Origin of the sequence: Haloarcula quadrata (assembly GCF_003634715.1) — an archaeon.
Classification (GTDB): domain Archaea; phylum Halobacteriota; class Halobacteria; order Halobacteriales; family Haloarculaceae; genus Haloarcula; species Haloarcula marismortui.
Map to the genome: position 1 here is coordinate 1 of NZ_RBWW01000001.1, position 22,630 is coordinate 22,630.

Consider the following 22,630-nt stretch of genomic DNA (forward strand, 5'->3'; position numbering starts at 1 on the left):
GATGAGGTTGTCGGCTTCTTCAAGCGCCGACAGTGCCTGGTCGAGGTCGTCGCCGTACTTACTCTCGCGGACGGCGCTGACCAGCTGGTCGAGGTTCGTCGACAGCTGTGCGACCTCCTGTGCGTCGAACAGCTGTCCGCCCTCGATGAAGTACTCCGAGGGGTCGATGTCCGCGCCACTTCGGGCCAGCCGGAGCGCGTTCCGAAGGTTCCGGAAGTCGACTTCCGTCTCCAAGAACTCCACGTACAGCCCGGTCGGGCTGTCGATCTCTGGGTTATCCGGAAGCCCCGACAGCAGCGTCTCGTAGAACGCGCGGTCGAGCGCGTTCTCCAGCGGCACGAGAACGCCGCTTTCCTCGTATACGTCGAACGCTTCGGCCAGCGTGTCACCGAAGATGGTGTCGTCGAGTTGCTCGACGACCTCCTCGATAGAGCCGGCGTTCAGCAGGTCCTCGATACGTCGGTCACTGAACTCGCCGGCCCGGATGAGGTCGTCTTCGACCTCGGTCCGCTCCGCGTCCGAGTAGAGCCCGCGAATGACGGTCTTGACGTTCCACACGTCGAATTTCCGCAGGTAACGGGCAATGTAGTCGTACAGCGCGCCCTCAGACCAGCGAAGCAGGTCGTCGAAATGTTTCGCGAGATTGCGGTTCAGCGCGTACTCGACGAGGTCGACGCCGTCGTACCGGGAGCCGAGCGCGTTCATCTCGGTCTCGTACTCCGTTTCCTCCATGAAGCGGGCTATCTCGCCCGTCCCCATGCGGACCAGCTTCCGGTAGTCGTCATCGTCGAACAGGGACGCACTGCGGGCACGGACCCGTGCGATGACGTACTCGTAGTTGCTTCCCTGGCCGCTCGTTCCCGTTCGCGAACTCATTGGTCTTCGAACAGGCGGTCGCTGATTGCTTTCAGGTTGTCCTCCCAGACGTCCTCAAGAATGGAATCGAACGTGTTGTTCACACGGACTCGTGACTCGTTGCTCTCGACGACGACGCCGCCGAGGCAATCCCGCTCACCGGCGTACGTCGCGCCGTCGTAGTCATTGAGTACATCCTCGAGAAGCGACTGGTCCGACGCACGGCCATACACCGACAGCTCGTCGCTGTCGTCGAATTCATCGACAGCGGCGTCAAGCAGTGCGCGTGTCAGTTCCTCTCGTCTGTCCCCTTCGAGGGCCGCAAGCGCGTCCTCGACGTCGCCGTGAACGTCTTCGAGGATGTCACGCCGGGCGTTGAGTCGAGCCTGTTTGGCCTCGAGCTTCGCAGAGGAGAGTCGCTGCTCCCGCTCCTGCTCGATGGTCCGCTCGACCTCAGCCTCGCGTTCCTCGCGGATCTGGTCGGCGTCAGCCTCGGCGTCGGCGATAATCTCCTCGGCACGTTCGTCGGCCGCGTCGCTAATCTCCTGAGCACGCGCGCGGGCCTCGTCGCGGATATCCTCTACGACTGTTTGAAGGCTCATTATTGGAAAAAACGGAGTGTTGTTAGACGACGAAGACGACGACAAGCGCGAGAATGACGAGCGTTTCCGGCAGGACTGTCAGGATGAGCCCGCGGCCGAACATGCTCTCGTCTTCTGCGATTGCGCCGACGGCGGCGGCCCCGATCCCACGTTCCGCATACCCCGAACCGAGCGCGGCGAGTCCGACTGCGAGTGCTGCGCCGGCTGAAGCCGGAATAGCTGGAGCACTGGCGGTACCTTCCTGCAGTACTGCGTTGACAAGGAGTGCGATGGTTTCGATCATGGATGTGTAGTCTCTGGAATTGCTCGTGTCCGAACAGGCGTATGTGAATCCACGTAGTTCATAAAGCTTCCCAAAACGGTTCGTCAGCGTGCTGTTCGGGCGGTTTAGGGGCTCAGCTGTAGTCGGTTGTGAGCGTGTAGCAGTCGACACCCGCGACGCAATTGGCAAAACCGGCAGTAAACAGCGACAATTAGCCCGACAAGAAAGGAAGCGCGCGATCAGTCCTCAGTCGTGTAGTTGCGTTCGTAGCCGAACGGGTTGTACCGCTTCCCGCCGCCTTCGAAGAACTTGCCGAAGAACTCCACGTACTCAAGTCGGACGCCCTGCAGTCCGGCGCTGGTGATGCCGAGCACCAGCACGAGCAGGTGACCGATCACCAGAATGAGGACGCCGACCAGCGCAGCGGCGATCCCGGAGTGAATGAGCCCGGGGAACATAATCGCTTCCGCACCGTATTCGGAGATCGCCCACTCAGGCCCGTGCCCGATGAGGAAGTGGAACTCGCCGTGGTGTGAGTAGGCGCCGAAGAACAGCAGGTTGACCACGAAAGCCATCCCTGCCTTGGCCAGCAGTACAGCGGCCAGTCGTGTGTACGACAGAACGTTCACGAGCACGTTGAGGAACTCGACGACCTCAATTGGGTCGGCAAGCGCCAGCAGAACGAGACCAGCGAAGAAGAGGATGAGCCACGCCGAGAACGGCGCGCCCAGTCCCGGAATCGTGAAGAGGTTTATCGCTGGCAGTCCCGTGAAGCCCCACGCGTACGGGTTCCCGGCGAAGACTCCTGCCTCGGCGGTGTAGAGGAAGTCAGGTGCTGCGCCGTTCGCGCCGGAGAACACCCACGCCCAGAGGCCGAATAGCATCAGCAGCCAGGACCCGCTCTCGGTGATCGCGTCCCAGAGGCCGTGATTCAGGTTCTCGACGAAGTCGAAGATCCAACCCGCAGCGAGGTGAACCGTCCCGGCGAGCAGGCTCATCGTCAGCCAGGCCAGCGCGTAGCCGGAGTAGGTCGGCTGGAGGCCCTTGTGCATCGGCGGACTGCCACCCCAGACAATTTCCCCAAGCTGGTGAAGCCCGAAGAATTCGCCGTACAGCACACCGAACAGCGCGGTGAACCCACCAGCCCACATACCGACGCCACCGAGGCTCTTCAACACGTCACTGTCGACCTTCGAGTACAGCCCATAGCCCAGCGCCAGATACAACAGCCCGTAGCCGAGGTCACCGATCATGAACCCGAAGAAGGCCGGGAACGTCAGGAAGAAGGCGACTGTCGGGTCAAACTCGCCGTACTTCGGTCGGTTGACGACCTCGACGAGATCTTCGAAGGGCCGGACACCGCTCGGATTGTCCTGAATAACCGGCGGCGCGTCGTCACCCATCGTGATGACACCGCCGTCAGCGACGGTCTCCTGCGGTTGGCTCTCGCTCTCCGGCTCAGGAGCGTCGACGGAACTGCCGACGGGTTCGCCGCCGTTGCCGCCCTCGCGCTCGACTTCTTCGTGAGACTCCGCGTGCCCCTCACTATTGTACTCGGCAATCTCGATTCGGTCGATGTCGACAGCATCGCCGACAGTACTCGAAAGGGCCCGCTCGAACGCCTCGTAGCGCTCGTTCGGAATCCAGCCCTCAGCGATGAAGGCGTTTTCCGTCGTTGCGAAGGTGAGTGGCGCTTCACCCTTCTGGGCCTCGATAGCCAGTTTCTCCTCGGCGGCGAGCAGGAACCCGGCGTGGTCGAGGCGGAGTTCGTTGAGTTCGTCCTCAACTGTCGAGAGCTTCGATTCGAGCTGTTGTTTCTCGTGTTCCAACTCTTCGAGATATGATGTCGGGTTGCCGTCGCCCTCTGGCACTTCGAGCCGGGAAAACGTCGCCCCAACCAGTGCGTCCTGCAGGGCGTCTTCGTCGGCCTGTGCGAACACGGCGACGACGCTGTCCTCGGTGAACAACTCGAACGTGCCGATGTCGCTCTCTGTGAGGACGGCCTCGATCTCGTCGCTGTCACCCTCACCGACGACGACTGACAGCGAGTCGTAGCCACGGAGCAGGTCGAGATCAATGCCCAGCGCAACGAACGGCGCCATCGTGTTGATCTGGTCCTCAACAGCCCGGAGTTCGTCCCGGACATCGTCACGCCGGTCGTCGAGTTCGTTGACCGCTGTCCGAACCTCGTCGAGTTGCTCCTCGATCGCCTCGTCGGTGACAACTCGGGTTGGGCCGGCGTCCTCCTCACTGACGTCCAGAATGGACTGTAGCGAGCGAACCGTGACAAGCTTGTCCGAAACCTCGTTGGTTCCGGTAAGCGAGTTCCCCGGTTCGAATCCGTCCCAGGAGCCATCATACTCGGTGACGTGGAGCATATCGAGGTCGTGGACGGCCTCAATAGTCTGCTCCATCGCGCGTTTCGACCCCGTCACCGAGACGCGGCACATCTTCTCAGGTCTGAGCATGCACCGCCTCCTCAAACAGGTCTGTGACGTATTCGACTACCTCGTCGATCTGTTCACTTGCCTGCTGTTCGAGGTCGTCGCGAGCGCTCTCACCGTCTTCGATGATTTGCTCGCGTTCGGCCTCGATCTCTTCGCGAGCCGATTCAAGACGGTCCTCGGCAGCCGCCTCGGCCTCTTCTCGCGCGGATTCGCGGATCTCGTCGGCCTCCTCGCGAGCCTCCGCGATGCGGTCTTCGCGGTCTTGTTCGGCCTCTTCGACGATCTCGTCGGCCTCCTGCTCGGCCTCCTGTATCCTGTCAAGAACTTCTGGCCGTGGCATTCTCTAATCATGTGAGCGTTGCCAGAGCGGCTATTTGGTAGTTGCGAAGTTTCCCCGTGTGATACAGCGGCCGAAATCCGGGGAATTATGACCGCCAAGTCCTAAGCTGGCAGTAATGGGAGTCCTCGAGAACAAAGCCCGCGCGCGGACGTTCTACAAGTATCTCTCGAAGGTGTACGACCAGATCAACCCCTTCATCTGGGACGAACGGATGCGCGACGAGGCGATCGCAATGCTCGACCTTTCGCCCGACGACAAGGTCCTCGATGTCGGCTGTGGCACCGGCTTCGCCACTGAGGGGCTGCTCGAACGCGTCGATACGGTGTACGGGCTCGACCAGAGCCCCCACCAGCTCTCGAAGGCTTTCGAGAAGTTCGGGAAATTCGGCGACGTACGCTACCACCTCGGTGACGCCGAACGACTCCCGTTCAAGGACGACAGTTTCGACGCGGTGTGGTCCTCGGGGTCAATCGAGTACTGGCCCAATCCCGTCGACGCGCTTGCTGAGTGTCGCCGACTGACCAAGCCCGGCGGCAAAGTCCTCATCGTCGGCCCCGACTATCCAAACTCGACTGTCTTCCAGAAGATGGCCGATGCTATCATGCTGTTTTACGACGAGGAGGAGGCTGACCGGATGTTCACCGAGGCCGGGTACGAGGAGTTCGAACATCACATTCAACAGTCCCGCCCGGGCAGTCCGCGTGCGATCACAACGATTGCAGAAGTACCCGAGTAATCGCTTCGGGCACGAGCAAAGCGAGTGGCCACTTTTTCGCCCACGTTTTTTCGGCGAGCGGTGACCAAGGGTCACCCGAGCCGGAAAAAGGTGGTTTGACAGTCCCGCCCGGGCAGTCCGCGTGCGATTACAACGATTGCAGAAGTGCCCGAATAACAGCGAGTCCCACGGTTCCTGCGTCGCTACACCAACCCACTGACAGGCACTCGAACCCGGTCGCCGTCCTGTGTGATAGCAGTAACCGTGTACTCCCCACGAGGTTCGACCGTCCAGAGGGCGCCGTCTGTGCCGGTCGTGCCGATTCGTTTACCGTTTATTTTGACGGTCGCATCGTCCGTAGAGCCCGTACTGTTGTCAATGACTGTGACGAGCAATGGTCCGGACTCGAAGGACTGCTGGACTCGGACGCGAACTGACTGATTCACGTTTGTCGCCACTTCCGACCGGTCGACCGTCGTCAGGTCGAGGGTCTGGGTTTCGTAGAAAACATTTGCCGTGCCGCCGTCGAGATACGCGGTCAGCCGTCCGTTCGGATGGTCGGCCTGAATCTGGTAGATAGCACTCCGGCCGTACGTCTGAACGGACGGGTACTGCTCGCTGTAGAGCCACGGATAGAGGTTCTCCGCCCGCGTGTTGACCGCACCGAGGGAGTCGTTAGTCTGTGCGAACTGGTCGACTGCCGTCTGTTCGCGGTCCTGACCGAGATACGTCTCGCGCGTGTACTGGCCGTCCGAGACCGTCGACAGCATATACCCCTCCAGTGATGCTTCGACGTACACCGCATTCGGCTCAGTCTCACCGGCGGTTTCAGCACTGATACGCTGGCTTATCGGGCCGCGATACGTCTTGAGCACGCCCCTGTTGTTTTCCAGGCGGAAGCGCTGAGCCGGTGAGAGTGAGTAGTCCGGTGCGGTGCCAGCGGTCGCCCGGATCCGGTCAAGTCGGGTGGCCAACTGGCGGGACTCAGCGTCGATCAATGCCAGCTGACGCAGGAACTCAGTCGCGGTGATTACACCATTGGCGTATTGTTGGATAGCGGCCTCGTTCCGTTGTTCCAGACTCGTTCGCTGACTTTCGATATCGGTCAGTGTCTCGTCGACGAGGCGGTCGCGGGCAGTCTCGCTGTCCTGCTGGAAGAACTGTCGTTCAAAGGTTGTCGTCGCGTAATCGCTCCGAAGGTCACTGGACCCGGCCGCAACCGCGACGCCGACATCGATCGAGGACCGGTTGTACGTCGTTGACCTGACGTCACTGGCCGGGATAGCGAGATGGTTTGTCGTGTTGTCGACGGGCGTGACCTGTGGTAACTGGTCGCTGCCCCCAGCGGTCTGGGCCGGCGGAGCGAACCCGGTCACCGGGGCAGCCACGGAAACGACCATGAGGAGGATTACACCGACTGCGGGGAGGGGACGCATCAGCGATGAATACTCACCCACCGTACAAAAATCTCCCCATTCTCCATATCTCAATAATTGCCTGAGAAGGCACGAGACCTTTCAAAGCGTCCGCTGACGTTTTATTCTTGGATGGAAAGGGTTTTGCCCCCAGAACGTTCATCGGTGAACGAGAATGACCCCGCGGGTTTCAGGTGCCCTCCTCCTCCTTGTCCTGTTTGCCCTGTTGGCGACCCCGCCGCTTGCGACAGCGGCGGCGACGGATGATATTCCCGCCCAACAGACGACCGGGACACCGGCACCGGTCGCGGAGAACACGACGTTCGCCCTCCAGATACAGTCAAACGGCGACGCCAAGTGGACGATAACGGACACCTATGCGCTTGACGAGACTGAGACTGAGTGGTTTAGAGACACCGGTGAGCAGTTCGCGGAGGAGGACGGCGAGGGAGTGTGGCTGCCGGCGTTCCGGGAGGCTAAAGACGAGGCCAGTACGGTTACCGGTCGCGAGATGGAGATCACCGATGTCGAACGTCGGTACGAGGTGTCAGACCGAAAGGGACAGCTGATTCTCGAATTCACGTGGACGAACTTCGCGGTCGTCACCGACGAGAACATCGTCGTCGGGAACGCGTTCAATTCCACGGACGGCACGTGGTTTGGGACACTGACCGCCGACCAGCGATTCGTCATCTCACCACCGTCCGGATACGGGGTGGAAAGCGCCCCGAGCGCCGTCGACGACGGAAAGCTAGTTTTCGAGGGGCAACGGACGTTCGAGCCAGGGTACCTGTCCGTTGTGTACACTGGGGAACAACCGGATACTCGAACGCCAACGGAGGCCCCGGAGTCGATCTTCAGCGGCATCGGTTCGGCCTGGATCGGCGGGGTCATACTGATGGTGCTGCTCGTCGGGGCCGTCGGTTACATGTTCAAAACGGGGTACACTGACGCACTACCATCGGTTGGAGCCGAGAACGACGACGGAGACGACAGCACCGGGACGGCAGCGCGAGCGAGCGATACCGGAACCTCGGACGATGTCGATGTCGCACTCCTGAGCGACGAGGAACGCGTCGAGCGGCTCCTCGAAGAGAACGGCGGACGGATGAAACAGGCCCGTATCGTCTCTGAGACCGGCTGGTCGAACGCGAAGGTGTCGCAGTTACTCTCATCGATGGACGAAGAGGGCCGCATCGACAAGCTCCGTATCGGTCGGGAGAACCTCATTTCGTTCCCGGATGAGGACATCACCGACTTCGACGAGTAACCCGGAGCAGGTGAGTGTAAACGGCTCAATTGAATCCGGCGAATTTCGGCGTTTCAGCGTTCAATTGCCTGCTCCACGTTGTAAACGCCGGCTATGAGCGTTATCTCCCGGAACTGGCGGAACCAGTCACGCGCTCGGACGGCGGAGCCGTGCGAGCGCTTGATTGAGGAGTTGACGGACTCGGTCTGTGATCGCTGACCATAGAGCTCGTCGTCTATTCGGGCGTTGTGTGCGTGATCGTAAGGAGCGAAAACACGGTGCTTTATCAGCGGACGAATCCCGGCGTTTCGAAGCTCCTCACGGAAGCTCATGTCATCATAGCCTTTGTCAGCGGCCAAGCTTCGAAGGTCGCCCGCGTTCCGCAGGGCGACCTTCGGGCCGATCTTGGTTTCGTCAGGCCACTTCGTGCTGCAGTGTAAGTCAAGAATTGCTCCCTCAGCTGTATCTACGAGAAACGTCGTCTGGATCGTTTTGACGGAACGATCAATCCGTCGCAAGTAGTGAGACGATGCCTGCTGACGGTCGAAGTAGGTGGCATCAATTGCGGCGTGACCATTCTGGTCCAGCAGCTCCGCCGACCGGCGGAGCAGCTGTCGCCAGACAGTCATCGATGCCCGTTTGAACGCCTTACACAGCGTCGAAGGCGCGGGAAACTCCCCGCGTTGAAGATTCAATACCGCTCGAACACGTTCCATCTCTTCGGCCCAGTCGATGATTTCCTCGTACTCCGCGCTCATGTGTTCGCGCAGATAGAGCAAGACTGCGTGCTTCCAGCCGGCAAACCCGTTGCCGGCTGGATCACTCAGTTCCATCAGCGCAGCGTCAGTAAGCTTTTGAGCGAGCGAAGCCACTTGCTTCACGAAGCGGAAGAGGGTGTTGTGCATAACATTACTCTCCCGCTTCATACCCGTGATTCTAACGACCTATCCCGGCGCCGTCTGTGGATTCAATTGAGCCGTGTAAACAAGCCGGGCGTGGTTTCTGGTTCGAAAACGTTTATTCGCTGTCCGGTCGGAGTTCGAGTATGAAAATCCTTGTCACGGTAAAGGAGGTGGCGGCCGTCGACGACGAGTTCGAAATCGACGGACTCGCTATCGACGACCGGTACGTCACAGCCGACCTCAACGAGTGGGACGAGTACGCTGTCGAAGCGGCCGTCCAAATAAAGGAGGCCCACGACGATGTCGAGGTCGTCACTGTCACCGTCGGCCCGTCCGAGACGGATGAGACAATCCGGCAGGCACTGGCAAAAGGGGCCGACCGTGCGATCCGTGTCTGGGACGACGCACTCGCCGACGCCGGCCTGCTGGACCCCGAGACGAAGGCCGAAGTACTGGCCGCCGTCGCTGCCGAGGAAGACCCCAATCTGGTGCTGACCGGTGTCCAGTCAGCCGACGACGGGTTCGGGGCGACCGGTGTCACGCTGGCCGATAAGCTCGACATGGAGTGGGGCGCTGTCGTCAACGATCTTGACCTCGATCTGGAGGCGGGTGTTGCCAGCGTCCACCGGGAACTGGAAGGCGGCGTCGAGGAACTCACCGACATCGAGATTCCGGCCGTACTGACGATACAGACCGGGATCAACGACCCACGCTACGCGAGTCTTCGGGGCATCCGGCAGGCCCAGAGTAAGGAGCTCGCGGAGCACGGCCTAGCAGATATTGGCCTCGACGCGTCCGAAATCGAAAGCCCGCTCGAACAGACCTCGCTGTACGAGCCTGAAACTGAGGGCGAGGCGACAGTGTTCGAGGGGAGTCCCGAAGAGACGGCGACCGAGTTGGCTGAACTGCTCGCGGAGAAGGGGGTGACCAGCTAATGTCAGTCCTCGCTATCGCCGAACACCGGCGCGGGGAGCTCCGACCAGTGAGCTTGGAACAGTTAGCAGCCGGTCGCGATCTCGCCGACAAACTCGGTGGCGAGCTACACACCGCCGTCATCGGCGGCGATGTCGAAGCGTTCGGGGCGGAGTTGAACCGTGAGGGCGTCGACACCGTCCACACTGTCGACATCGGCGAGGAGTTCAACCACGACGTGTACACGCAGGTTGTCACCCAGTTGACCACGGGGCTGGACCCGACCGTCCTCCTGATGCCCAACAGCGTCAACGGCCTCGATTACGCGCCGGTAGTCGCCAACCGACTGGACCGGCCGCTCGTAACCGACGTGGTCGACATCGACGCCGAGGACGGCCTCACCGCTACCAGAGAGCTGTACGGCTCGAAAGTCGAGACGACGATCGACGTCCACGCCGACCAGGCGGCCGTGACCATCCGCCCGGCCGAATGGCCGACAATTGAAACGGACGGCGACGCCGCAATCGAGGCGTTCGACGCGACCATCGACGAGAGCGCCGTCAGGTCCACGGTAAAGGGCTTTGAGGAGGTCGGCGGTGGCGATATCGACATCACCGACGCCGACGTACTGGTGTCTGTCGGCCGCGGGATCGAGGAAGAGGAGAATCTGGATATCATCCACGACCTCGCTGAGGCGCTGGACGCGACGGTGTCGGGTTCGCGGCCGCTCATCGATAACGGCTGGCTGGCGAAGGACCGCCAGGTCGGCCAGAGCGGGAAGGTCGTCACCCCGGACGTGTACATCGCCATCGGCATCTCCGGGGCCGTCCAGCACGTCGCCGGGATGAAGGGCTCGGATACGATTGTCGCCATCAACACCGACCCGAACGCGCCGATCTTCGATATCGCCGACTACGGCATCCAGGACGACCTATTCGAGGTCGTCCCGGCACTCATCGAGCAGTTCCAGTAGCCGCTACACACTGAATCGTGGGTGACAAGGTACTTTTTATGGTAGTCCTAAGGGAGCGGTAATGGAGTATCTCGAGCGCCGGCGCGACCGGGTCGAGGAGCGCTTAGAGGCGGTTCTCGACAGCGTGGAGCCGGAGGAACTCGCAGACGAAGTGCGCCACGTGGCGCTTTCTGGGGGGAAGCGAGTGCGGCCGACGGTGACAGTGCTGGTGTGTGAGGCGCTGGGTGGGGAGCCGGCCGATGCCGTCGATTTCGCAGTCGGCATCGAACTCGTCCACAACGCCTCGCTGGTCATCGACGACATCATCGACGAGTCAGAACTCCGCCGGGGGTCCCCGGCCGCTTGGGAGGCCTTCGGCCACGGCCCGGCCATCATCGCCTCCGATGGCCTACTCGGCGAAGCGTTCAATCTCTTTTCGACGGACGAGCGCGCCATGCAGACCGTCTCCGAGTCGATGGTCGAACTGGGCGAGGGCGAGGCGATGGAACTGGTCGCAGAGCCCTCCAACGAGAAGGAGTACATGGAACTGGCTCGCCGGAAAACCGGGGCGCTGTTCCGCGCTGCGGCAGAGCTGGGGGCGATTGCCGCTGACTCGGACCCGTACACGGTTGAGGCGGTCGGTCAGTACGCTGAACGGGTTGGCGTAGCCTTCCAGATGCGCGACGACGTACTCGATGCGACGGCCGACGCCGAAACCCTGGGCAAGCCGGCTGGGACCGACGCGGAGATGGAGCGACCGTCGCTGGTGGAAGTGACGGAGCTGACGACCGAGGAGGCAAACGAGCGAGCGCGGGCCGAGTCCGACGCCGCCCTCGAGTCGCTGTCGACCATCGACGCCCCGGAGTCCCAGTCGATGGAGTACCTGCGCGACCTCGCGGAGTTCGTCGTTGTCCGCGAACGGTGAAGACCGATCCGAACGGGAGGGCTTTTGCCCGCTGCTCGATTACGCCCGGCAATGACAGTTATCGGTATCGTCGGGCTGCCGGGCAGCGGGAAAAGCGAGGCAGCGAACGTCGCCGCCGAGATGGACGTACCGGTCGTGACGATGGGCGACGTCATCCGCGAAGAGTGCCGTGACCGCGGGCTCGACCCCGCAACGGACCACGGAACAGTCGCGAAGGCGCTTCGGGAAGAAAACGGCCCCGCCGCCATCGCCGAGCACTCGCTACCGATGATCGAGGCGGAACTCGAATCGAACGACACCGTCCTCGTCGACGGTATCCGGTCGGACGTAGAGGTCGAAGCGTTCGAATCGGCGTTCGGCGACGCATTCCTGCTCGTCGAGATAGACGCTCCGTTTGAACTGCGGGCCAAGCGGCTCGACCTTCGCGGACGGGACACCGCAGCGGAAAACGGTGGCGAGTCGCTCGAGGACCGCGACGATCGGGAACTCGGGTTCGGGATGGGCGAGGCCATGGAGCTGGCCGACGTGACTATCGAGAACACGGAGACGCTGGCCGCGTTCCAGCGGACCGTTCGCACACTGATTCGGGACGGCCCGGAGGCACTCAACCAATGAGCGCCGTCTACTCCGTCGACATCCGAATCGAAGCCCCCGTCAACGACACCGAAGTAACCGACCGGGTCGCGGATGCAGTTCGAAATCTCTTCCCGGAGGCCGACCCGACCCACCAGCAGGGCGCACTCGTTGCGGAGGTGCACACGATGGACGGATTCTCCGAGCTGCTCCACCGGCGGGAGATCCTAGATACGGCCCGGTCAGTCTTCTTCGACAACCTAGAGGGTGACACCTTCGCGTTCGATGTCAAAAAGCAAGCAGCGTTCGAGGGGCGAATCAACTTCGCGGTCGGTGACCCCTCGGAACTGGGCGACATCCACGTGAACGTGACCGTCACCGAACCGACGGCCGAGGAGTACATCGACTACGTCGCGCCGCCAACTGAGGACGGCCAGCCGGTCTACGACGAGGACACATGACGACGACCATCTGTTTTGACCTCGATGACACGGTCGTCCACTATCCGGAGCCGTACAAGAACATCGTCCGAAGAGCAATCGAGGCCCACGGTATCGAGTACACGGACGAGCTCCGGGCCGTTAGCAAGGAGGCGTTCTACACGGTCTTCGAGGCGCTGGAGCCGGACCCGTACCGCCAGTCGATGGCCGCCGTCGTGGAGGCGGCCGGGGCCGACACAGACCTCGACGCGCTGGTCGAGACACTCAGGGAGACCGAGTTCGCATCGACGACCGTCCCCGACGCAGCCCGGGACAGCCTGACCGCACTTGCCGCTGACAATCAGCTTGCGATTGTCACCAACGGTATCCGGGAGCGGCAGGTCGCCAAGCTCGACCATCACGGGCTGACCGACCTGTTCGACCTCTTTGTCGCCTCCTACGAGGTCGGCGCACACAAGCCCGACAGCGCACCGTTTGACCGGGTCCGAGAGGAGCTGCCGGCCGACGAGTACGTGATGGTCGGCAACGAGTACGAAACCGATGTCGAGGGCGCACGCAACGCGGGCTTCGTGCCGATTCACTACGAGTCGGGCGATGACGGCGGGCCAGACCTCTGGGATTCTATCGACGCGCTGGTATAGCGTGCGTGACTGCCGGCACAGAACACCACGGGTACTGGGAGCGGCCGACCGCTGGGGCTCAGGCCAGTACAGCCGTGAGGATAATGCCGGTGTTCCACGCTGTCACCGCAACGCCCAGTAGCGCCAGTCCAAGTGGGACGCCGATGGAATACGGCCGAAAGACGTACTTCCAGACGGCGAAAAAGCCCACGAACACGGTGGCTTTCAGGCCGGTCAGCACCAGCACCGCGTGCTCCTCCAGCAGTAGTTTGACCACGGGGCTAAGTTCGGTCACGCCAGTAATGCTGTAGCCAATGAGCGTCGTGACGAGGTCGCCGACGCCGAAAAAAGCGACGGCGACCGCCCACAGGGCGACGGCGGTGTTCGACGGACCGGCAAATCGAGCGGGGTGCCGCCAGTTCATGCCTCCTGCTATTGCGCAGCGGTACTTCGTTAGTGGTAGCTTCAGTGACAGCTACAGCGGTAAGCTGCTCTTTCGAGCGCTGACAGCGCAGTGTTGCGCTGGGCCGGGGGTCAGCGAGGACCGACAGTGCAGCGGAGTGAAACCCGTCCGAAGCAGCTATGTACTACAGGTAACCGCCGCCTTCCGAGGGGAAGGGCCACAAGGAGCGGCGACCGTGCTGCCGCTGAGGGGCTCGGACGAACTCAAAGTCCGCTCACGAATATCGCAAGCCACTCCCCGAGTTCGCGGCGCTTGCTGACTCGCACTGACTCGACCCATTTTACCCACTGGAACCCTCGACGGCCGGGCGCGACGAGTCGGAGCGGGTAGCCGTGCCCGTGGGCCAGGCGCTCGCCGTCGACGTGGGTGGCCAGCACAGCATCGCGGGCCTCCGACAGCGGGAGGCTCCAGCGATAGCCGGTGACGGAACGGAACTGGACCCACGCCGCCGCGTCGTCGGGGTCGGCGGCGTCGAGCAGGTCGCCGACGCGAACGCCCTGCCACTCGTGACCGGAGTACCAGCCGCTCGTGCAGTCAAGCACCGCCGATTCGGTCGCGTCCGGCGAGAGGTCGCCAGCGACGTAGCTTGCCTCGTGGGCGACCCGGCCGGCGACCGACAGCGACCAATCGGCCGCGTCGACCGGGTCCGGGTCGTCGGCGACCCAGCTAGTGACAGGGAATCGGTTGCCGTCGTCGGTCCCCTCCTCCCGTGACCCGGTGTACCGGCGGTCAGCGCCGGCCGTGTCAAGTGCGTCGTTGACCGGCCCCTGGACTCGCCAGAGGAGCGCCCCCGCGGTCACCAAGCCAGCGTACCGGAGAACGTCCCGGCGGCCGTCCTGGGTGGCCTGTGCCGGCGAGTAGAACCGCGCGCGGAGATGCACCAGTAGCAGTGGCGGGACCAGCAGGCCGAGCGCGACGTGGAGGTGAAACAAGCCCCACGGGCCGAGGTCGAGCGTGCCGCCGAATATCCACCAGACGCCGGTGCCGAGCGCGCCCAGTGTGACGGCGGCCAGACCGACCGAGAGGACACGAGTACCGGTCAGCCGCGACGGAGCGACACGGTGGAAGACACGACGAAGCTTCACCGGCAACAGAAGCGTCAGGACCACGCCAGAGAGTGCGTGGAGGTCGATTATCCACGCGCTGCTGGGGATGCCTGCGAAGATGGTGGCGACACCAGTGGCAAGCAGCGTCGCCACCGCCGCAAACAGCCCCCAGTCGACCGCCCGTGGCGCTGGCGTCAGCCGGCGGATGGTCATGGGTACTGTTAGCACTGGATTGATTTATACTGCCGTGGCGGCGTGACAGCGTCAGTACGACTGTCGAAAGACCGTCTCGCCGCTGGCGTTCTTGACAATGACGGTGTCGCCGTCGTTGTTCCAGACCGCCCCGTTCCGGCCCCAGTACCGCTCTGTCTCAGTGTCGGTGCCGCTGCCGGTGTAGAGAGTTACCAAGCCGTTCGAGTCGAGGGTCAGGTTTGTGAACATATACTGGTGGCCCACAGCGTCGCTGACCGTCCACCCGGAGAGGTCGAGGGTCGCATCGCCGGTGTTCGTGAGCGTGACGTACTCGTCGTTCAGGTTCTCGTTGTCGTTGCCTGCCGCATCGGCGTGGATTTCCGCAATTTCGACGCCGCTGGCGCTCTCAGTCCCGCCATCGGCGATAGCCGTTCGAATCACTTCGCCCGGGTCCGTACAGCGCCAGAGCCCGCGCCGGTCAGAACGGGCGGCCTCCTCGGCGGCGTAGAATAGTTCGGCTCGTTCGAATTCGCTGTCGTACACACGCGCGTGACCGGTCTCGACAAGCCGGTAGTTGAACAGCGTCTCGTCGTTGACAACGTAGGCCAGCAGTCGGTCGTAGTAGCCGCGCCGGTTCAGGTTCGGGTCGAACGCGAGCCCGACCGTCTCGCCAAGGAGCCGCTGTTTAGCGAGCGACGACGCGTTCGTGCCGGCCCCGCGGAGGCAGGATGCCCCGTCGTCAGTTTCGGGGACACCTTCGAACTCCGCGGGGTCGTTTTCCGTGTGGACTTCGGGCGTATCGACACCGACGAGCCGGACCGTGTCACCGGTCCCGTTCTCGTAGGCGACCTGTATCGTGTCACCGTCGACGACAGCCGTGACCGTCACGGTGACGGTAGACTCCGGAACGTTGACTGCCGGCTGACTGTCGACGGCGGTCCCTGCCGACTGCGACGGCGAGCCGGCGAACCCGCTACAGCCAGTAGCGACCACGAGGACAACGACAACGCCGAACACGCCCCATCGCATCACACAGATGTTAGCGGCCGGCGACACAAGCGTGGCGGTGTCGCCGGGCGGACTGTTATACGTCTGCCATGTCTGGGTCTCGGTACAATGCTCGTCCCGCTGCCAGTCAGGGAAATCATGCGGACACCTGTCAAAACCATCAGTCCCAGCGCTCCGGTCATTGAGGCGGCCCAGCGCCTCCGCGACGAGGACATCGGCTCGCTCGTTGTCGAGGACGACGGCAGCTGCGTCGGTATCATTACGGAGAGCGATATCGTCGCCGTCACCGCAGCCGAAGGAGATACCAGAGCGCTGTCAGTCGGCGACGTGATGGCCGAGACACTGGTGACGGTCGCCCCCGACGCGGACATGCAAGCGGCCGTCGACCGACTCCGGACGAACAATATCAAGAAGCTGCCCGTCGTCGAGGACGGGTCACTCGTCGGCATCGTCACGACGACCGACCTCTCGGACTACATCCCGCACCTCTCTCGGGCGGTGAGAATGTCCAGCGACCAGTCCCAGCAAAAGCGGTTCACCCGGCCGGACACGCTGTACGAGAACGAGGACTGGACGTTCGAGAGCTACGGGACTGCCGACGGTATCGACGTGGGTGACCACGTCGAGTTCAGCAAGACGATATCCAAGGCTGACGTGGAGGCCTTCGCCGAAGCGAGTGGCGACACGAACAGACTCCACCTTGACGCGACGTTCGCGGACGGAACGCGGTTCGGCCGCCGGATTGTCCACGGAACGCTCGTGTCCGGCATCATCAGCGCGGCTCTGGCGCGGCTCCCTGGACTGACGATTTACCTCTCGCAAGAACTGAGCTATCAGGGACCCGTCGACATCGACGAGGAGGTCACGGCCCGCTGTGAGGTCGTCGAACGCATTCAGGACAACCGGTTCCGCCTGGCCACAGCCGTCGATGATTCAGAGGGGAACTGCGTTATCGAGGGCGACGCCGTTGTCATCTCTGACCCGATTCCGGACACGGCCTGAGCCGATAGTCAGGCACAACCCATCACATTCGACTATGACCAGTCCGGGAGAACTCCCACCACGTTTCCTGTTTCGTGTTACCAAATAACAATTGTTAATAATCTGCTAGTAGATACACCCGGTATGGACGCTGTCGAACGGCCGACATTCGAAACGAGCGCGGCGATGGAGGTGTACCAGTACGTCGAACGACACGGGACGGCGGCACGGCATAGAGTCCGTGAGATGGTAGACCTCTCTCCCGAAGCGTTCGAGAAGGCCCTGACGCACCTTCTGTCGAAGGGGTACATCGAGGACGACGGTGGGACACTGACGCTGGCGCTCGATGTCGGCTCAGTCGAGGAACACACCACGAACGGGCTGACGTACACGATTCGACCGGCCCACAACGACGATTTCGAAGGGCTCGTCCAGACCATTCGGAACGTCTCAAGCGACGGGACGTACGTTGTCGCCGAGAGCGTCGCCGAACAGTTGCTGTACGAGGATGCCGTCACACGGCACAACACAGTCGAATCGAGAGTGTTCTTCGTCGCGACAGTTGACGAGGCGGTCATCGGCTGGTGTCACCTCGACATCCCGCAGCTGGACAAGCTTCGCGAGACGGCCCAGCTCACCGTCGGTGTCAGGGAGGAACAGCGTGGCCAAGGCATCGGCAGCCAGCTCATGCAACGCGGGCTTGACTGGGCGAAAGCCAACGGCTACCGGAAGCTGTACAACAGCGTGCCGGCGATCACGGAGAACGCGATGGTGTTCCTCGAAGACCACGGCTGGCACACCGAGGGAATCCGGCGGAACCACTACACCGTCGACGGCGAACAGGTCGACGAAGTGATGATGGCCTACACGTTTGACTGACGGGGCCACCGGCTCCGCACTACAGTAAGACGACGAGCGCCAGCGCGATCCAGACTATTTTCAGCCCCGTGTTAACGACGATGACTTTCGAGCCGAACTCCCGACCCCAGATGCCGTACTGGAACGGGATCGAGCGCTTGAACGTCGAGACGGCAAACGAGATGATGCCGCCGACGAGCATCGTCGCCACGGCGGTCCGGGCGGAGAAGGTCCCGTTCCGGATGAGCGGTGCGATGACCGTCGCCCCCGAGGTCGTATCGAGCGCGTAGGCGGCGATAACAGGGATGGCCGCGCCGGGCAAGCCAAGGAGCCCGGCGAACCCGTCAGCGGCAGTCGTCACAGACGCCCCGTTACTACCGATGAGTGTCAGCAGTTCATCGCTGTAGGCGAGCAGTAGCGAGACGACGGCGTAGATAGCCGCTAGCCGTGGCAGGATGTCCCGAACTTTGTCCGTGGTCGCGTCGAACGCGGCCCTGACGGCCGCTCGACGGGTCTCCGGACGGTCGTCGAACACGTCGGCTGCATCGCCAGCGGTCCCGCCGTCCGGGGTCGGGCCCGCACCGGCGGTCGGCCGGTCGACGTTAGATGCATCCAGCAGGACCGCGCCGGCGGCGATGCCAGTCAGCGTAATTGCCAGCGCGATGAGTCCCCGCGTCGCGACGTACAGCACCCCGACGCGAAAGCCCAGAATCGGGATGAGTATCGGCGCGTAAAACGTGATAATGTGCTGAGCGAAGCCAAAGAACGTGTTGATGGTGACGGCGATTATCGTCGCGCGGTCGGACAGCGCGCCGGACTCCCGGAAGTCGGCGAGCATGCCGTAGCCGGCGGTCGTCGATGCCGTCGTCGTCAGGATAGCGGTCCCGACCTCGTCCGGGAGGTTCGTCGGCGACGTGAGATAGCGCGAGACGACGGCGATCTTCTCGACCAGCCCGAACGCGACCGCCAGTTCGGCGAGGAACACGCCAAAGGAGAGGAAAAACGTGATACGGAGGACCCGGACAGCGACATCTCCGAGGACAGCGACTGCCGGATGGCCGAGCACTGCGGCGACGAGCGACTGCACGCTGAAACGTACGACCCTGGCCCGCAAATGCCCATCGATAGCGTCGGTCGATTTCAGGACGGTGGCTGCTGGGCAGCGGTGGCTGTGTTGGACAGCGGATACCGAAGCGCCGACGCTGACGCCTTACACGAGCACACGGACAGTGCCGAACAACACCACCACGCCCAGCACGTCACAGACGTTCGTGACGACGGGAATGACCACGTCGTCTGGGTCCAGTTCGAATCGGTAGGCGGCGTAGGTCGTCACCGTCGTGACGACGATAGCCAGCACCGCCAGCAGACTCCCGCTGACGAGTGCGACGAGGACGACCGTCCGGAGCGGGAGTGCAGTGCCGCCGATGACGGCCTGGAGGAGCCACGCGCCAGCGCCGACGAGCGGGAACAGCGTCACCGCGAGGGCAACAGTGGCGATCGCATTGCCGGCCAATCGGTCGTCAGTCACCGCAAACGACAGGAGGCCGAGGTGAAACGCCGTCGAGAACCGCGCCGCGAGGATGCTGCCGAGGTTGCCCGCCATCCCGATTGTCACCGGAACGAGCACGAGTAGCGACGGATACTGCAGCAGTGTTCCCTCGAAGGTATCGAGGACGAGACCGCTCCCGAGTTCGATTGCCGTGAGCACCACCAGAATGGGAAACATCGTCCGGACGATACCCGAAACCGACCACTGGGAGGCGAACTCCGCCATTCAGCCACCCCCCAGCGCGAGGACGAGGCGGGTCGCGCCCAACAGCGTGGCGATGCCGACCACGTCGCCCGTCGTCGTCACGACCGGGCCGGCCAGTGTGTCCGGATTAAGTCCACGGCGGTAGCCGACGAACACGACCGAGACGACGGCAATAGTCAACAACAGCCCGGAGACAAAGCCCGCAATGAGCGCAATGGCGACGAGGGTTGTGAGGGGGGCCGACGGTCGCTCGACCAGCGCGAGCAGGGCGACAGCCATCACCGCGGCGACGCCGCTGATGAGGACACCGTTTGCCAGTGCCGCCGCGACGGCGGCGTTGATACGGTCGTCGTCAAAAGAGAACCTCGGGTTGATAAGTCCCTGATGAAGCGCCGACCCCAGACGTGCGCCGAGCGAGCCGTAGACGTTCCCCCGAGTGGCAAGCAGCGCCGGCACGAGTACGAGCAGTCCCGCAACGTCCTGTAACTCCGCGTCCATGCCGCCAAGGACAACGCCCGCGAAGAGGCCGCCGACCGCACTGAGCGCCAGCACCGGTAGCGCTTCCCGGTAGGCCTCGAGTGCCACCTCGCGGACAGTCATTGCAGGGCGAAGGACGGCGAGCGAAAAAAAGCCCCCTGATAGCGCTGGCGACCCCTCAGCCGGGAGTCGACTGGGCCCTGTCGCGCCACGGTGGCGGCCCGACCGTCGTGTTCCCAACCCCTGTAAACCGAACAGTTCTGGTGACAGTGACCGGGTCGCCGCCGTCCGTGACCGTCGTGGACTCGGTCCGGTAGTCGCGGACGAGCCCTGACCGAGTGACGTGGGCGACAAGTGTTGCGTTCTCCCGGCTCGTCCACGCTGTCGATGTCGTGTTTTCCCGCAGCCGGTCGCCCCTGATGACATAGACAGTCCCATCTGGCTGCTGGGACTGTCGGGTCCGAGTGTGGAACGGGGCAACGGTCCGGGTCACGTCGGCGGCAGGACGGCCGTTCAGCGCGGCGGTATGAACCCAGTACCGCCACGTTCCGGCGTAGCTATCCGGCGGGTCGTACTCGTTGTAGATCGTTTGATTGTCGCGCGCGAGTCGGCGGAGATACCTATCGCCATCGGACCAGAACGACGCAGTCGCCGGCGGTCGACCAAGGAGCACCGGGGCCGCGTGGCCACGGACAGATATGTTAGCGAGGTGTGTCCGGTTCGCGTCCAGCGCGACGTGGACTCGAAGGTGGGACCGCAATGACCCGTTTGCATATCTGACGGTCCGGTTCATCGTCACCGTGTACCCGCTTCCGTTGAGGCGGTCCCCGTGTGCGGAGCCGAGGAGGGATGGGCTGGTGACGCCCGTTGGGCCGACGCCAGTCGGGTAGGTGGTCGCAGAACTGGTCGGCACCGGAGCAGGTGTCACCGGGTCGTCGCCGTCGCTGAACCCGAACCCGCCACAGCCGGCGGTAACGACGACGATGAGGACGAGTAGCCGCCATCCCATAGTCCTCGCCATGCTATAACAAACCATTCAGATCGGAATAACGCTACGGATCGCCATTTATCCGGGATGTGTCGGTCTACAGACGTGAAATCGTTGATTAACCTACCGAAACTATTATGATAGATACAGACACCGTATGGAACATGCCAACTAATGGCAGTTCGGTCAACCGACGACAGTTGCTGAAGAGTACGGGCGTCGCAGGTGTGGCAGGGCTGACGGGACTGGCCGGTTGTTCCGGTGGCGACGGTGGCGATGGTGGTGGCGACGGCGGCGATGGTGGCGATGGTGGTGGCGACGGCGGCGACGACTACCCGTCGCTCGGGAACTTCCCGGTCGAGGGCGACACGGTCACGTTCGGATTCAACGTTCCACAGTCCGGTCCCTACTCCTCTGAGGGACAGGACGAACTCCGGGCGTACGAACTCGCCCAGAAACACCTCAATAACGGGGGTGGCTGGGTGGACAGCTTCGAGGCTCTCAGCGGCGACGGCGTCCTCGGGTACACGGTCGACTCAGTAAACGGGGACACCGCAACCGACGCCGACACCGCCCGGCAGGCCGCTTCGCGGATGATTAACCGAGACGACGTGGTGATGATCTCAGGCGGCTCTTCAAGTGCAGTGGCCATCGCCGTGCAGGGCCTCTGTCAGACGGAGAACGTCATGTTCATGGCCTGTCTGACCCACTCGAACGACACGACTGGGAAAGACTGCGCCCGGTACGGGTTCCGGGAGATGTTCAACGCGTACATGACCGGCCAGGCGCTCGCACCGGTGCTTGAAAGCGAGTACGGCTCAGACAACTCCTTCTACCAACTGTACGCCGACTACTCTTGGGGCCAGACCCAGCAGGACTCGATGAACCAGTTCCTCTCAGAAATCGGCTGGGAAGAAGTCGATAGCGTCCCGACGCCGCTCGGAACCAGCGACTTCTCCTCGTATCTCTCGGAGGCCGCAAACAGCGGCGCGGACGTGCTCGTCCTGAACCACTACGGGCTGGACGGCGCGAACTCCGTCTCGCAGGCCGTCGATGCCGGTATCGACGAGGACATGGAACTGGTCGTCCCGCTGTACAACCGCCCGATGGCACAGGCTGCCGGTGGCTCCATCGAAGGCATTTACGGGACGATCGCTTGGGACTCCCAGATCGACAACGAGGCGTCGAACGCGTTCACGCAGGCATTCCAGGACGAGTACGACCGCGTCCCGTCCGGGCCGGCCCAGCTCGCCTACTCGCAGACGCTCCAGTACGCGGCCGCCGCCGAGCGGGCAGGCACGTTCTACCCGCCGGAGGTCATCCGCCAGCTGGAGGACTACGAGTACAGCAACATCGGCATGGGCCAGGAGACGATGCGTGCCTGCGACCACCAGGCCCAGCGGGACATTCCGGTTGCTCAGGGGCTGCCAGCGAGCGAACAGTCTGACGGGAACTTCATCGACATCGTCGAGATCACGTCCCGAGACGATGTCGGATACGCGTGCGATTCCGGGCCGGCCGCGGAGTGCGAACTCGGCGAGTACGGCGACGAATAGGTCATAATCCGGACAGGGGACCGTTCCCCTCATGATTTATAGTGCATGAGGTTGCCTTACTTGATACACAAAAACTAGCATGATTAGGAATACGCA

At 62.8% G+C, this 22,630-nt stretch carries 25 protein-coding genes; 11 read left to right on the top strand and 14 right to left on the bottom strand.

Going from position 1 to position 22,630, the window contains the following annotated elements:
* The 5 genes from ahaC to ahaH all read right to left on the bottom strand — a co-directional run.
* Nucleotides 1-876, bottom strand: an 876-nt coding sequence (gene ahaC, locus BDK61_RS00005; protein ID WP_121301962.1) for an ATP synthase A1 subunit C, incomplete at its 3' end; no start/stop codon positions are given.
* Nucleotides 873-1,457 (bottom strand): V-type ATP synthase subunit E, encoded by a 585-nt coding sequence (locus tag BDK61_RS00010; protein WP_121301963.1) that lies wholly within the window; start codon nucleotides 1,455-1,457, stop codon nucleotides 873-875. The genes ahaC and BDK61_RS00010, both read right to left, overlap by 4 nt.
* A 22-nt stretch (nucleotides 1,458-1,479) precedes the next feature.
* On the bottom strand, nucleotides 1,480-1,740 hold the full coding sequence (locus BDK61_RS00015) for a F0F1 ATP synthase subunit C (protein ID WP_004518385.1): 261 nt from the start codon (nucleotides 1,738-1,740) through the stop codon (nucleotides 1,480-1,482).
* A gap of 218 nt (nucleotides 1,741-1,958) precedes the next feature.
* A complete protein-coding gene (locus BDK61_RS00020) occupies nucleotides 1,959-4,187 on the bottom strand; it encodes a V-type ATP synthase subunit I (protein WP_121301964.1) in 2,229 nt (742 codons plus the stop codon).
* A complete protein-coding gene (gene ahaH / locus BDK61_RS00025) occupies nucleotides 4,174-4,506 on the bottom strand; it encodes an ATP synthase archaeal subunit H (protein ID WP_004964552.1) in 333 nt (110 codons plus the stop codon). Before ahaH ends, BDK61_RS00020 begins: the two co-directional genes overlap by 14 nt.
* 115 nt (nucleotides 4,507-4,621) lie before the next feature.
* On the opposite strand from ahaH, the gene BDK61_RS00030 reads away from it, so the two are divergent.
* On the top strand, nucleotides 4,622-5,242 hold the full coding sequence (locus tag BDK61_RS00030) for a methyltransferase domain-containing protein (protein WP_121301965.1): 621 nt from the start codon (nucleotides 4,622-4,624) through the stop codon (nucleotides 5,240-5,242).
* Between the two features lie 182 nt (nucleotides 5,243-5,424).
* On the opposite strand, the gene BDK61_RS00035 is transcribed toward BDK61_RS00030, so the two are convergent.
* Nucleotides 5,425-6,657, bottom strand: a complete 1,233-nt coding sequence (locus BDK61_RS00035) for a DUF7096 domain-containing protein (protein WP_121301966.1) — start codon at nucleotides 6,655-6,657, stop codon at nucleotides 5,425-5,427.
* A gap of 154 nt (nucleotides 6,658-6,811) precedes the next feature.
* Between BDK61_RS00035 and BDK61_RS00040 the strand changes: the two genes are divergently transcribed.
* On the top strand, nucleotides 6,812-7,906 hold the full coding sequence (locus tag BDK61_RS00040; protein ID WP_121301967.1) for a helix-turn-helix transcriptional regulator: 1,095 nt from the start codon (nucleotides 6,812-6,814) through the stop codon (nucleotides 7,904-7,906).
* A 53-nt stretch (nucleotides 7,907-7,959) separates the two neighbouring features.
* On the opposite strand, the gene BDK61_RS00045 is transcribed toward BDK61_RS00040, so the two are convergent.
* The gene (locus BDK61_RS00045) at nucleotides 7,960-8,811 is read right to left on the bottom strand and encodes an IS5-like element ISHma10 family transposase (protein ID WP_121301968.1); all 852 of its coding nucleotides are present in this window, start codon (nucleotides 8,809-8,811) and stop codon (nucleotides 7,960-7,962) included.
* A gap of 119 nt (nucleotides 8,812-8,930) precedes the next feature.
* Between BDK61_RS00045 and BDK61_RS00050 the strand changes: the two genes are divergently transcribed.
* From BDK61_RS00050 to BDK61_RS00075, 6 genes are all read left to right on the top strand, one after another.
* On the top strand, nucleotides 8,931-9,722 hold the full coding sequence (locus BDK61_RS00050) for an electron transfer flavoprotein subunit beta/FixA family protein (RefSeq protein WP_011224639.1): 792 nt from the start codon (nucleotides 8,931-8,933) through the stop codon (nucleotides 9,720-9,722).
* Nucleotides 9,722-10,672: an electron transfer flavoprotein subunit alpha/FixB family protein gene (locus tag BDK61_RS00055; RefSeq protein ID WP_121301969.1), complete on the top strand. Its 951-nt coding sequence runs from the start codon at nucleotides 9,722-9,724 to the stop codon at nucleotides 10,670-10,672. Before BDK61_RS00050 ends, BDK61_RS00055 begins: the two co-directional genes overlap by 1 nt.
* A 61-nt stretch (nucleotides 10,673-10,733) precedes the next feature.
* Nucleotides 10,734-11,576 carry a polyprenyl synthetase family protein gene (locus BDK61_RS00060; protein ID WP_004964564.1) on the top strand — a complete coding sequence of 281 codons (843 nt, stop codon included), beginning with the start codon at nucleotides 10,734-10,736 and terminating at the stop codon, nucleotides 11,574-11,576.
* 51 nt (nucleotides 11,577-11,627) lie between these two features.
* The gene (locus BDK61_RS00065; RefSeq protein ID WP_121301970.1) at nucleotides 11,628-12,191 is read left to right on the top strand and encodes an AAA family ATPase; all 564 of its coding nucleotides are present in this window, start codon (nucleotides 11,628-11,630) and stop codon (nucleotides 12,189-12,191) included.
* On the top strand, nucleotides 12,188-12,610 hold the full coding sequence (locus BDK61_RS00070) for an RNA-binding domain-containing protein (RefSeq protein WP_007189229.1): 423 nt from the start codon (nucleotides 12,188-12,190) through the stop codon (nucleotides 12,608-12,610). Before BDK61_RS00065 ends, BDK61_RS00070 begins: the two co-directional genes overlap by 4 nt.
* Nucleotides 12,607-13,230, top strand: coding sequence for an HAD family hydrolase (locus BDK61_RS00075; RefSeq protein WP_004964572.1), 624 nt, complete (start codon nucleotides 12,607-12,609; stop codon nucleotides 13,228-13,230). The genes BDK61_RS00070 and BDK61_RS00075 overlap by 4 nt, the downstream gene beginning before the upstream one ends.
* A gap of 58 nt (nucleotides 13,231-13,288) precedes the next feature.
* Here the strand turns inward: BDK61_RS00075 and BDK61_RS00080 are convergent, their stop codons facing one another.
* The 3 genes from BDK61_RS00080 to BDK61_RS00090 all read right to left on the bottom strand — a co-directional run bounded on the left by BDK61_RS00080 (nucleotide 13,289) and on the right by BDK61_RS00090 (nucleotide 15,939).
* A complete protein-coding gene (locus BDK61_RS00080) occupies nucleotides 13,289-13,633 on the bottom strand; it encodes a hypothetical protein (RefSeq protein WP_121301971.1) in 345 nt (114 codons plus the stop codon).
* Nucleotides 13,634-13,875: 242 nt separating this feature from the next.
* Nucleotides 13,876-14,931, bottom strand: a complete 1,056-nt coding sequence (locus BDK61_RS00085; RefSeq protein ID WP_121301972.1) for a molybdopterin-dependent oxidoreductase — start codon at nucleotides 14,929-14,931, stop codon at nucleotides 13,876-13,878.
* A gap of 51 nt (nucleotides 14,932-14,982) precedes the next feature.
* The gene (locus tag BDK61_RS00090) at nucleotides 14,983-15,939 is read right to left on the bottom strand and encodes a lamin tail domain-containing protein (RefSeq protein ID WP_121301973.1); all 957 of its coding nucleotides are present in this window, start codon (nucleotides 15,937-15,939) and stop codon (nucleotides 14,983-14,985) included.
* Between the two features lie 87 nt (nucleotides 15,940-16,026).
* Here BDK61_RS00090 and BDK61_RS00095 point away from each other — a divergent pair, with 87 nt between their 5' ends.
* Together BDK61_RS00095 and BDK61_RS00100 are read left to right on the top strand one after the other, a co-directional pair.
* Complete coding sequence (locus BDK61_RS00095; RefSeq protein WP_121301974.1) at nucleotides 16,027-16,920, top strand: CBS domain-containing protein; 894 nt, start codon at nucleotides 16,027-16,029, stop codon at nucleotides 16,918-16,920.
* Between the two features lie 123 nt (nucleotides 16,921-17,043).
* Nucleotides 17,044-17,778, top strand: coding sequence for a GNAT family N-acetyltransferase (locus BDK61_RS00100; RefSeq protein WP_004964588.1), 735 nt, complete (start codon nucleotides 17,044-17,046; stop codon nucleotides 17,776-17,778).
* Nucleotides 17,779-17,797: 19 nt separating this feature from the next.
* On the opposite strand, the gene BDK61_RS00105 is transcribed toward BDK61_RS00100, so the two are convergent.
* From BDK61_RS00105 to BDK61_RS00120, 4 genes are all read right to left on the bottom strand, one after another.
* Nucleotides 17,798-18,844: a nucleoside recognition protein gene (locus BDK61_RS00105; protein WP_121301975.1), complete on the bottom strand. Its 1,047-nt coding sequence runs from the start codon at nucleotides 18,842-18,844 to the stop codon at nucleotides 17,798-17,800.
* A 123-nt stretch (nucleotides 18,845-18,967) separates the two neighbouring features.
* On the bottom strand, nucleotides 18,968-19,534 hold the full coding sequence (locus BDK61_RS00110) for a magnesium transporter (RefSeq protein WP_004964594.1): 567 nt from the start codon (nucleotides 19,532-19,534) through the stop codon (nucleotides 18,968-18,970).
* A complete protein-coding gene (locus BDK61_RS00115; RefSeq protein WP_121301976.1) occupies nucleotides 19,535-20,113 on the bottom strand; it encodes a magnesium transporter in 579 nt (192 codons plus the stop codon).
* A gap of 55 nt (nucleotides 20,114-20,168) precedes the next feature.
* Nucleotides 20,169-21,011 carry a hypothetical protein gene (locus BDK61_RS00120; RefSeq protein WP_121301977.1) on the bottom strand — a complete coding sequence of 281 codons (843 nt, stop codon included), beginning with the start codon at nucleotides 21,009-21,011 and terminating at the stop codon, nucleotides 20,169-20,171.
* Nucleotides 21,012-21,142: 131 nt separating this feature from the next.
* Here BDK61_RS00120 and BDK61_RS00125 point away from each other — a divergent pair, with 131 nt between their 5' ends.
* Nucleotides 21,143-22,534, top strand: a complete 1,392-nt coding sequence (locus BDK61_RS00125) for a substrate-binding protein (RefSeq protein ID WP_079891000.1) — start codon at nucleotides 21,143-21,145, stop codon at nucleotides 22,532-22,534.
* Nucleotides 22,535-22,630 lie beyond the last annotated feature (96 nt).

What these genes read in the sequence shown, in the direction of transcription:
- BDK61_RS00110 (WP_004964594.1), bottom strand. Translation starts at nt 19,534, where the DNA reads ATGGCGGAGTTCGCCTCCCAGTGGTCGGTTTCGGGTATCGTCCGGACG.
- BDK61_RS00040 (WP_121301967.1), top strand. Translation starts at nt 6,812, where the DNA reads ATGACCCCGCGGGTTTCAGGTGCCCTCCTCCTCCTTGTCCTGTTTGCC.
- BDK61_RS00055 (WP_121301969.1), top strand. Translation starts at nt 9,722, where the DNA reads ATGTCAGTCCTCGCTATCGCCGAACACCGGCGCGGGGAGCTCCGACCA.
- BDK61_RS00100 (WP_004964588.1), top strand. Translation starts at nt 17,044, where the DNA reads ATGGACGCTGTCGAACGGCCGACATTCGAAACGAGCGCGGCGATGGAG.
- BDK61_RS00045 (WP_121301968.1), bottom strand. Translation starts at nt 8,811, where the DNA reads ATGAAGCGGGAGAGTAATGTTATGCACAACACCCTCTTCCGCTTCGTG.
- ahaH (WP_004964552.1), bottom strand. Translation starts at nt 4,506, where the DNA reads ATGCCACGGCCAGAAGTTCTTGACAGGATACAGGAGGCCGAGCAGGAG.
- BDK61_RS00070 (WP_007189229.1), top strand. Translation starts at nt 12,188, where the DNA reads ATGAGCGCCGTCTACTCCGTCGACATCCGAATCGAAGCCCCCGTCAAC.
- BDK61_RS00015 (WP_004518385.1), bottom strand. Translation starts at nt 1,740, where the DNA reads ATGATCGAAACCATCGCACTCCTTGTCAACGCAGTACTGCAGGAAGGT.
- BDK61_RS00050 (WP_011224639.1), top strand. Translation starts at nt 8,931, where the DNA reads ATGAAAATCCTTGTCACGGTAAAGGAGGTGGCGGCCGTCGACGACGAG.
- BDK61_RS00080 (WP_121301971.1), bottom strand. Translation starts at nt 13,633, where the DNA reads ATGAACTGGCGGCACCCCGCTCGATTTGCCGGTCCGTCGAACACCGCC.
- BDK61_RS00125 (WP_079891000.1), top strand. Translation starts at nt 21,143, where the DNA reads ATGCCAACTAATGGCAGTTCGGTCAACCGACGACAGTTGCTGAAGAGT.
- BDK61_RS00010 (WP_121301963.1), bottom strand. Translation starts at nt 1,457, where the DNA reads ATGAGCCTTCAAACAGTCGTAGAGGATATCCGCGACGAGGCCCGCGCG.
- BDK61_RS00020 (WP_121301964.1), bottom strand. Translation starts at nt 4,187, where the DNA reads ATGCTCAGACCTGAGAAGATGTGCCGCGTCTCGGTGACGGGGTCGAAA.
- BDK61_RS00060 (WP_004964564.1), top strand. Translation starts at nt 10,734, where the DNA reads ATGGAGTATCTCGAGCGCCGGCGCGACCGGGTCGAGGAGCGCTTAGAG.
- BDK61_RS00085 (WP_121301972.1), bottom strand. Translation starts at nt 14,931, where the DNA reads ATGACCATCCGCCGGCTGACGCCAGCGCCACGGGCGGTCGACTGGGGG.
- BDK61_RS00035 (WP_121301966.1), bottom strand. Translation starts at nt 6,657, where the DNA reads ATGCGTCCCCTCCCCGCAGTCGGTGTAATCCTCCTCATGGTCGTTTCC.
- BDK61_RS00065 (WP_121301970.1), top strand. Translation starts at nt 11,628, where the DNA reads ATGACAGTTATCGGTATCGTCGGGCTGCCGGGCAGCGGGAAAAGCGAG.
- BDK61_RS00120 (WP_121301977.1), bottom strand. Translation starts at nt 21,011, where the DNA reads ATGGCGAGGACTATGGGATGGCGGCTACTCGTCCTCATCGTCGTCGTT.
- BDK61_RS00095 (WP_121301974.1), top strand. Translation starts at nt 16,027, where the DNA reads ATGCTCGTCCCGCTGCCAGTCAGGGAAATCATGCGGACACCTGTCAAA.
- BDK61_RS00115 (WP_121301976.1), bottom strand. Translation starts at nt 20,113, where the DNA reads ATGACTGTCCGCGAGGTGGCACTCGAGGCCTACCGGGAAGCGCTACCG.
- BDK61_RS00075 (WP_004964572.1), top strand. Translation starts at nt 12,607, where the DNA reads ATGACGACGACCATCTGTTTTGACCTCGATGACACGGTCGTCCACTAT.
- BDK61_RS00090 (WP_121301973.1), bottom strand. Translation starts at nt 15,939, where the DNA reads ATGCGATGGGGCGTGTTCGGCGTTGTCGTTGTCCTCGTGGTCGCTACT.
- BDK61_RS00030 (WP_121301965.1), top strand. Translation starts at nt 4,622, where the DNA reads ATGGGAGTCCTCGAGAACAAAGCCCGCGCGCGGACGTTCTACAAGTAT.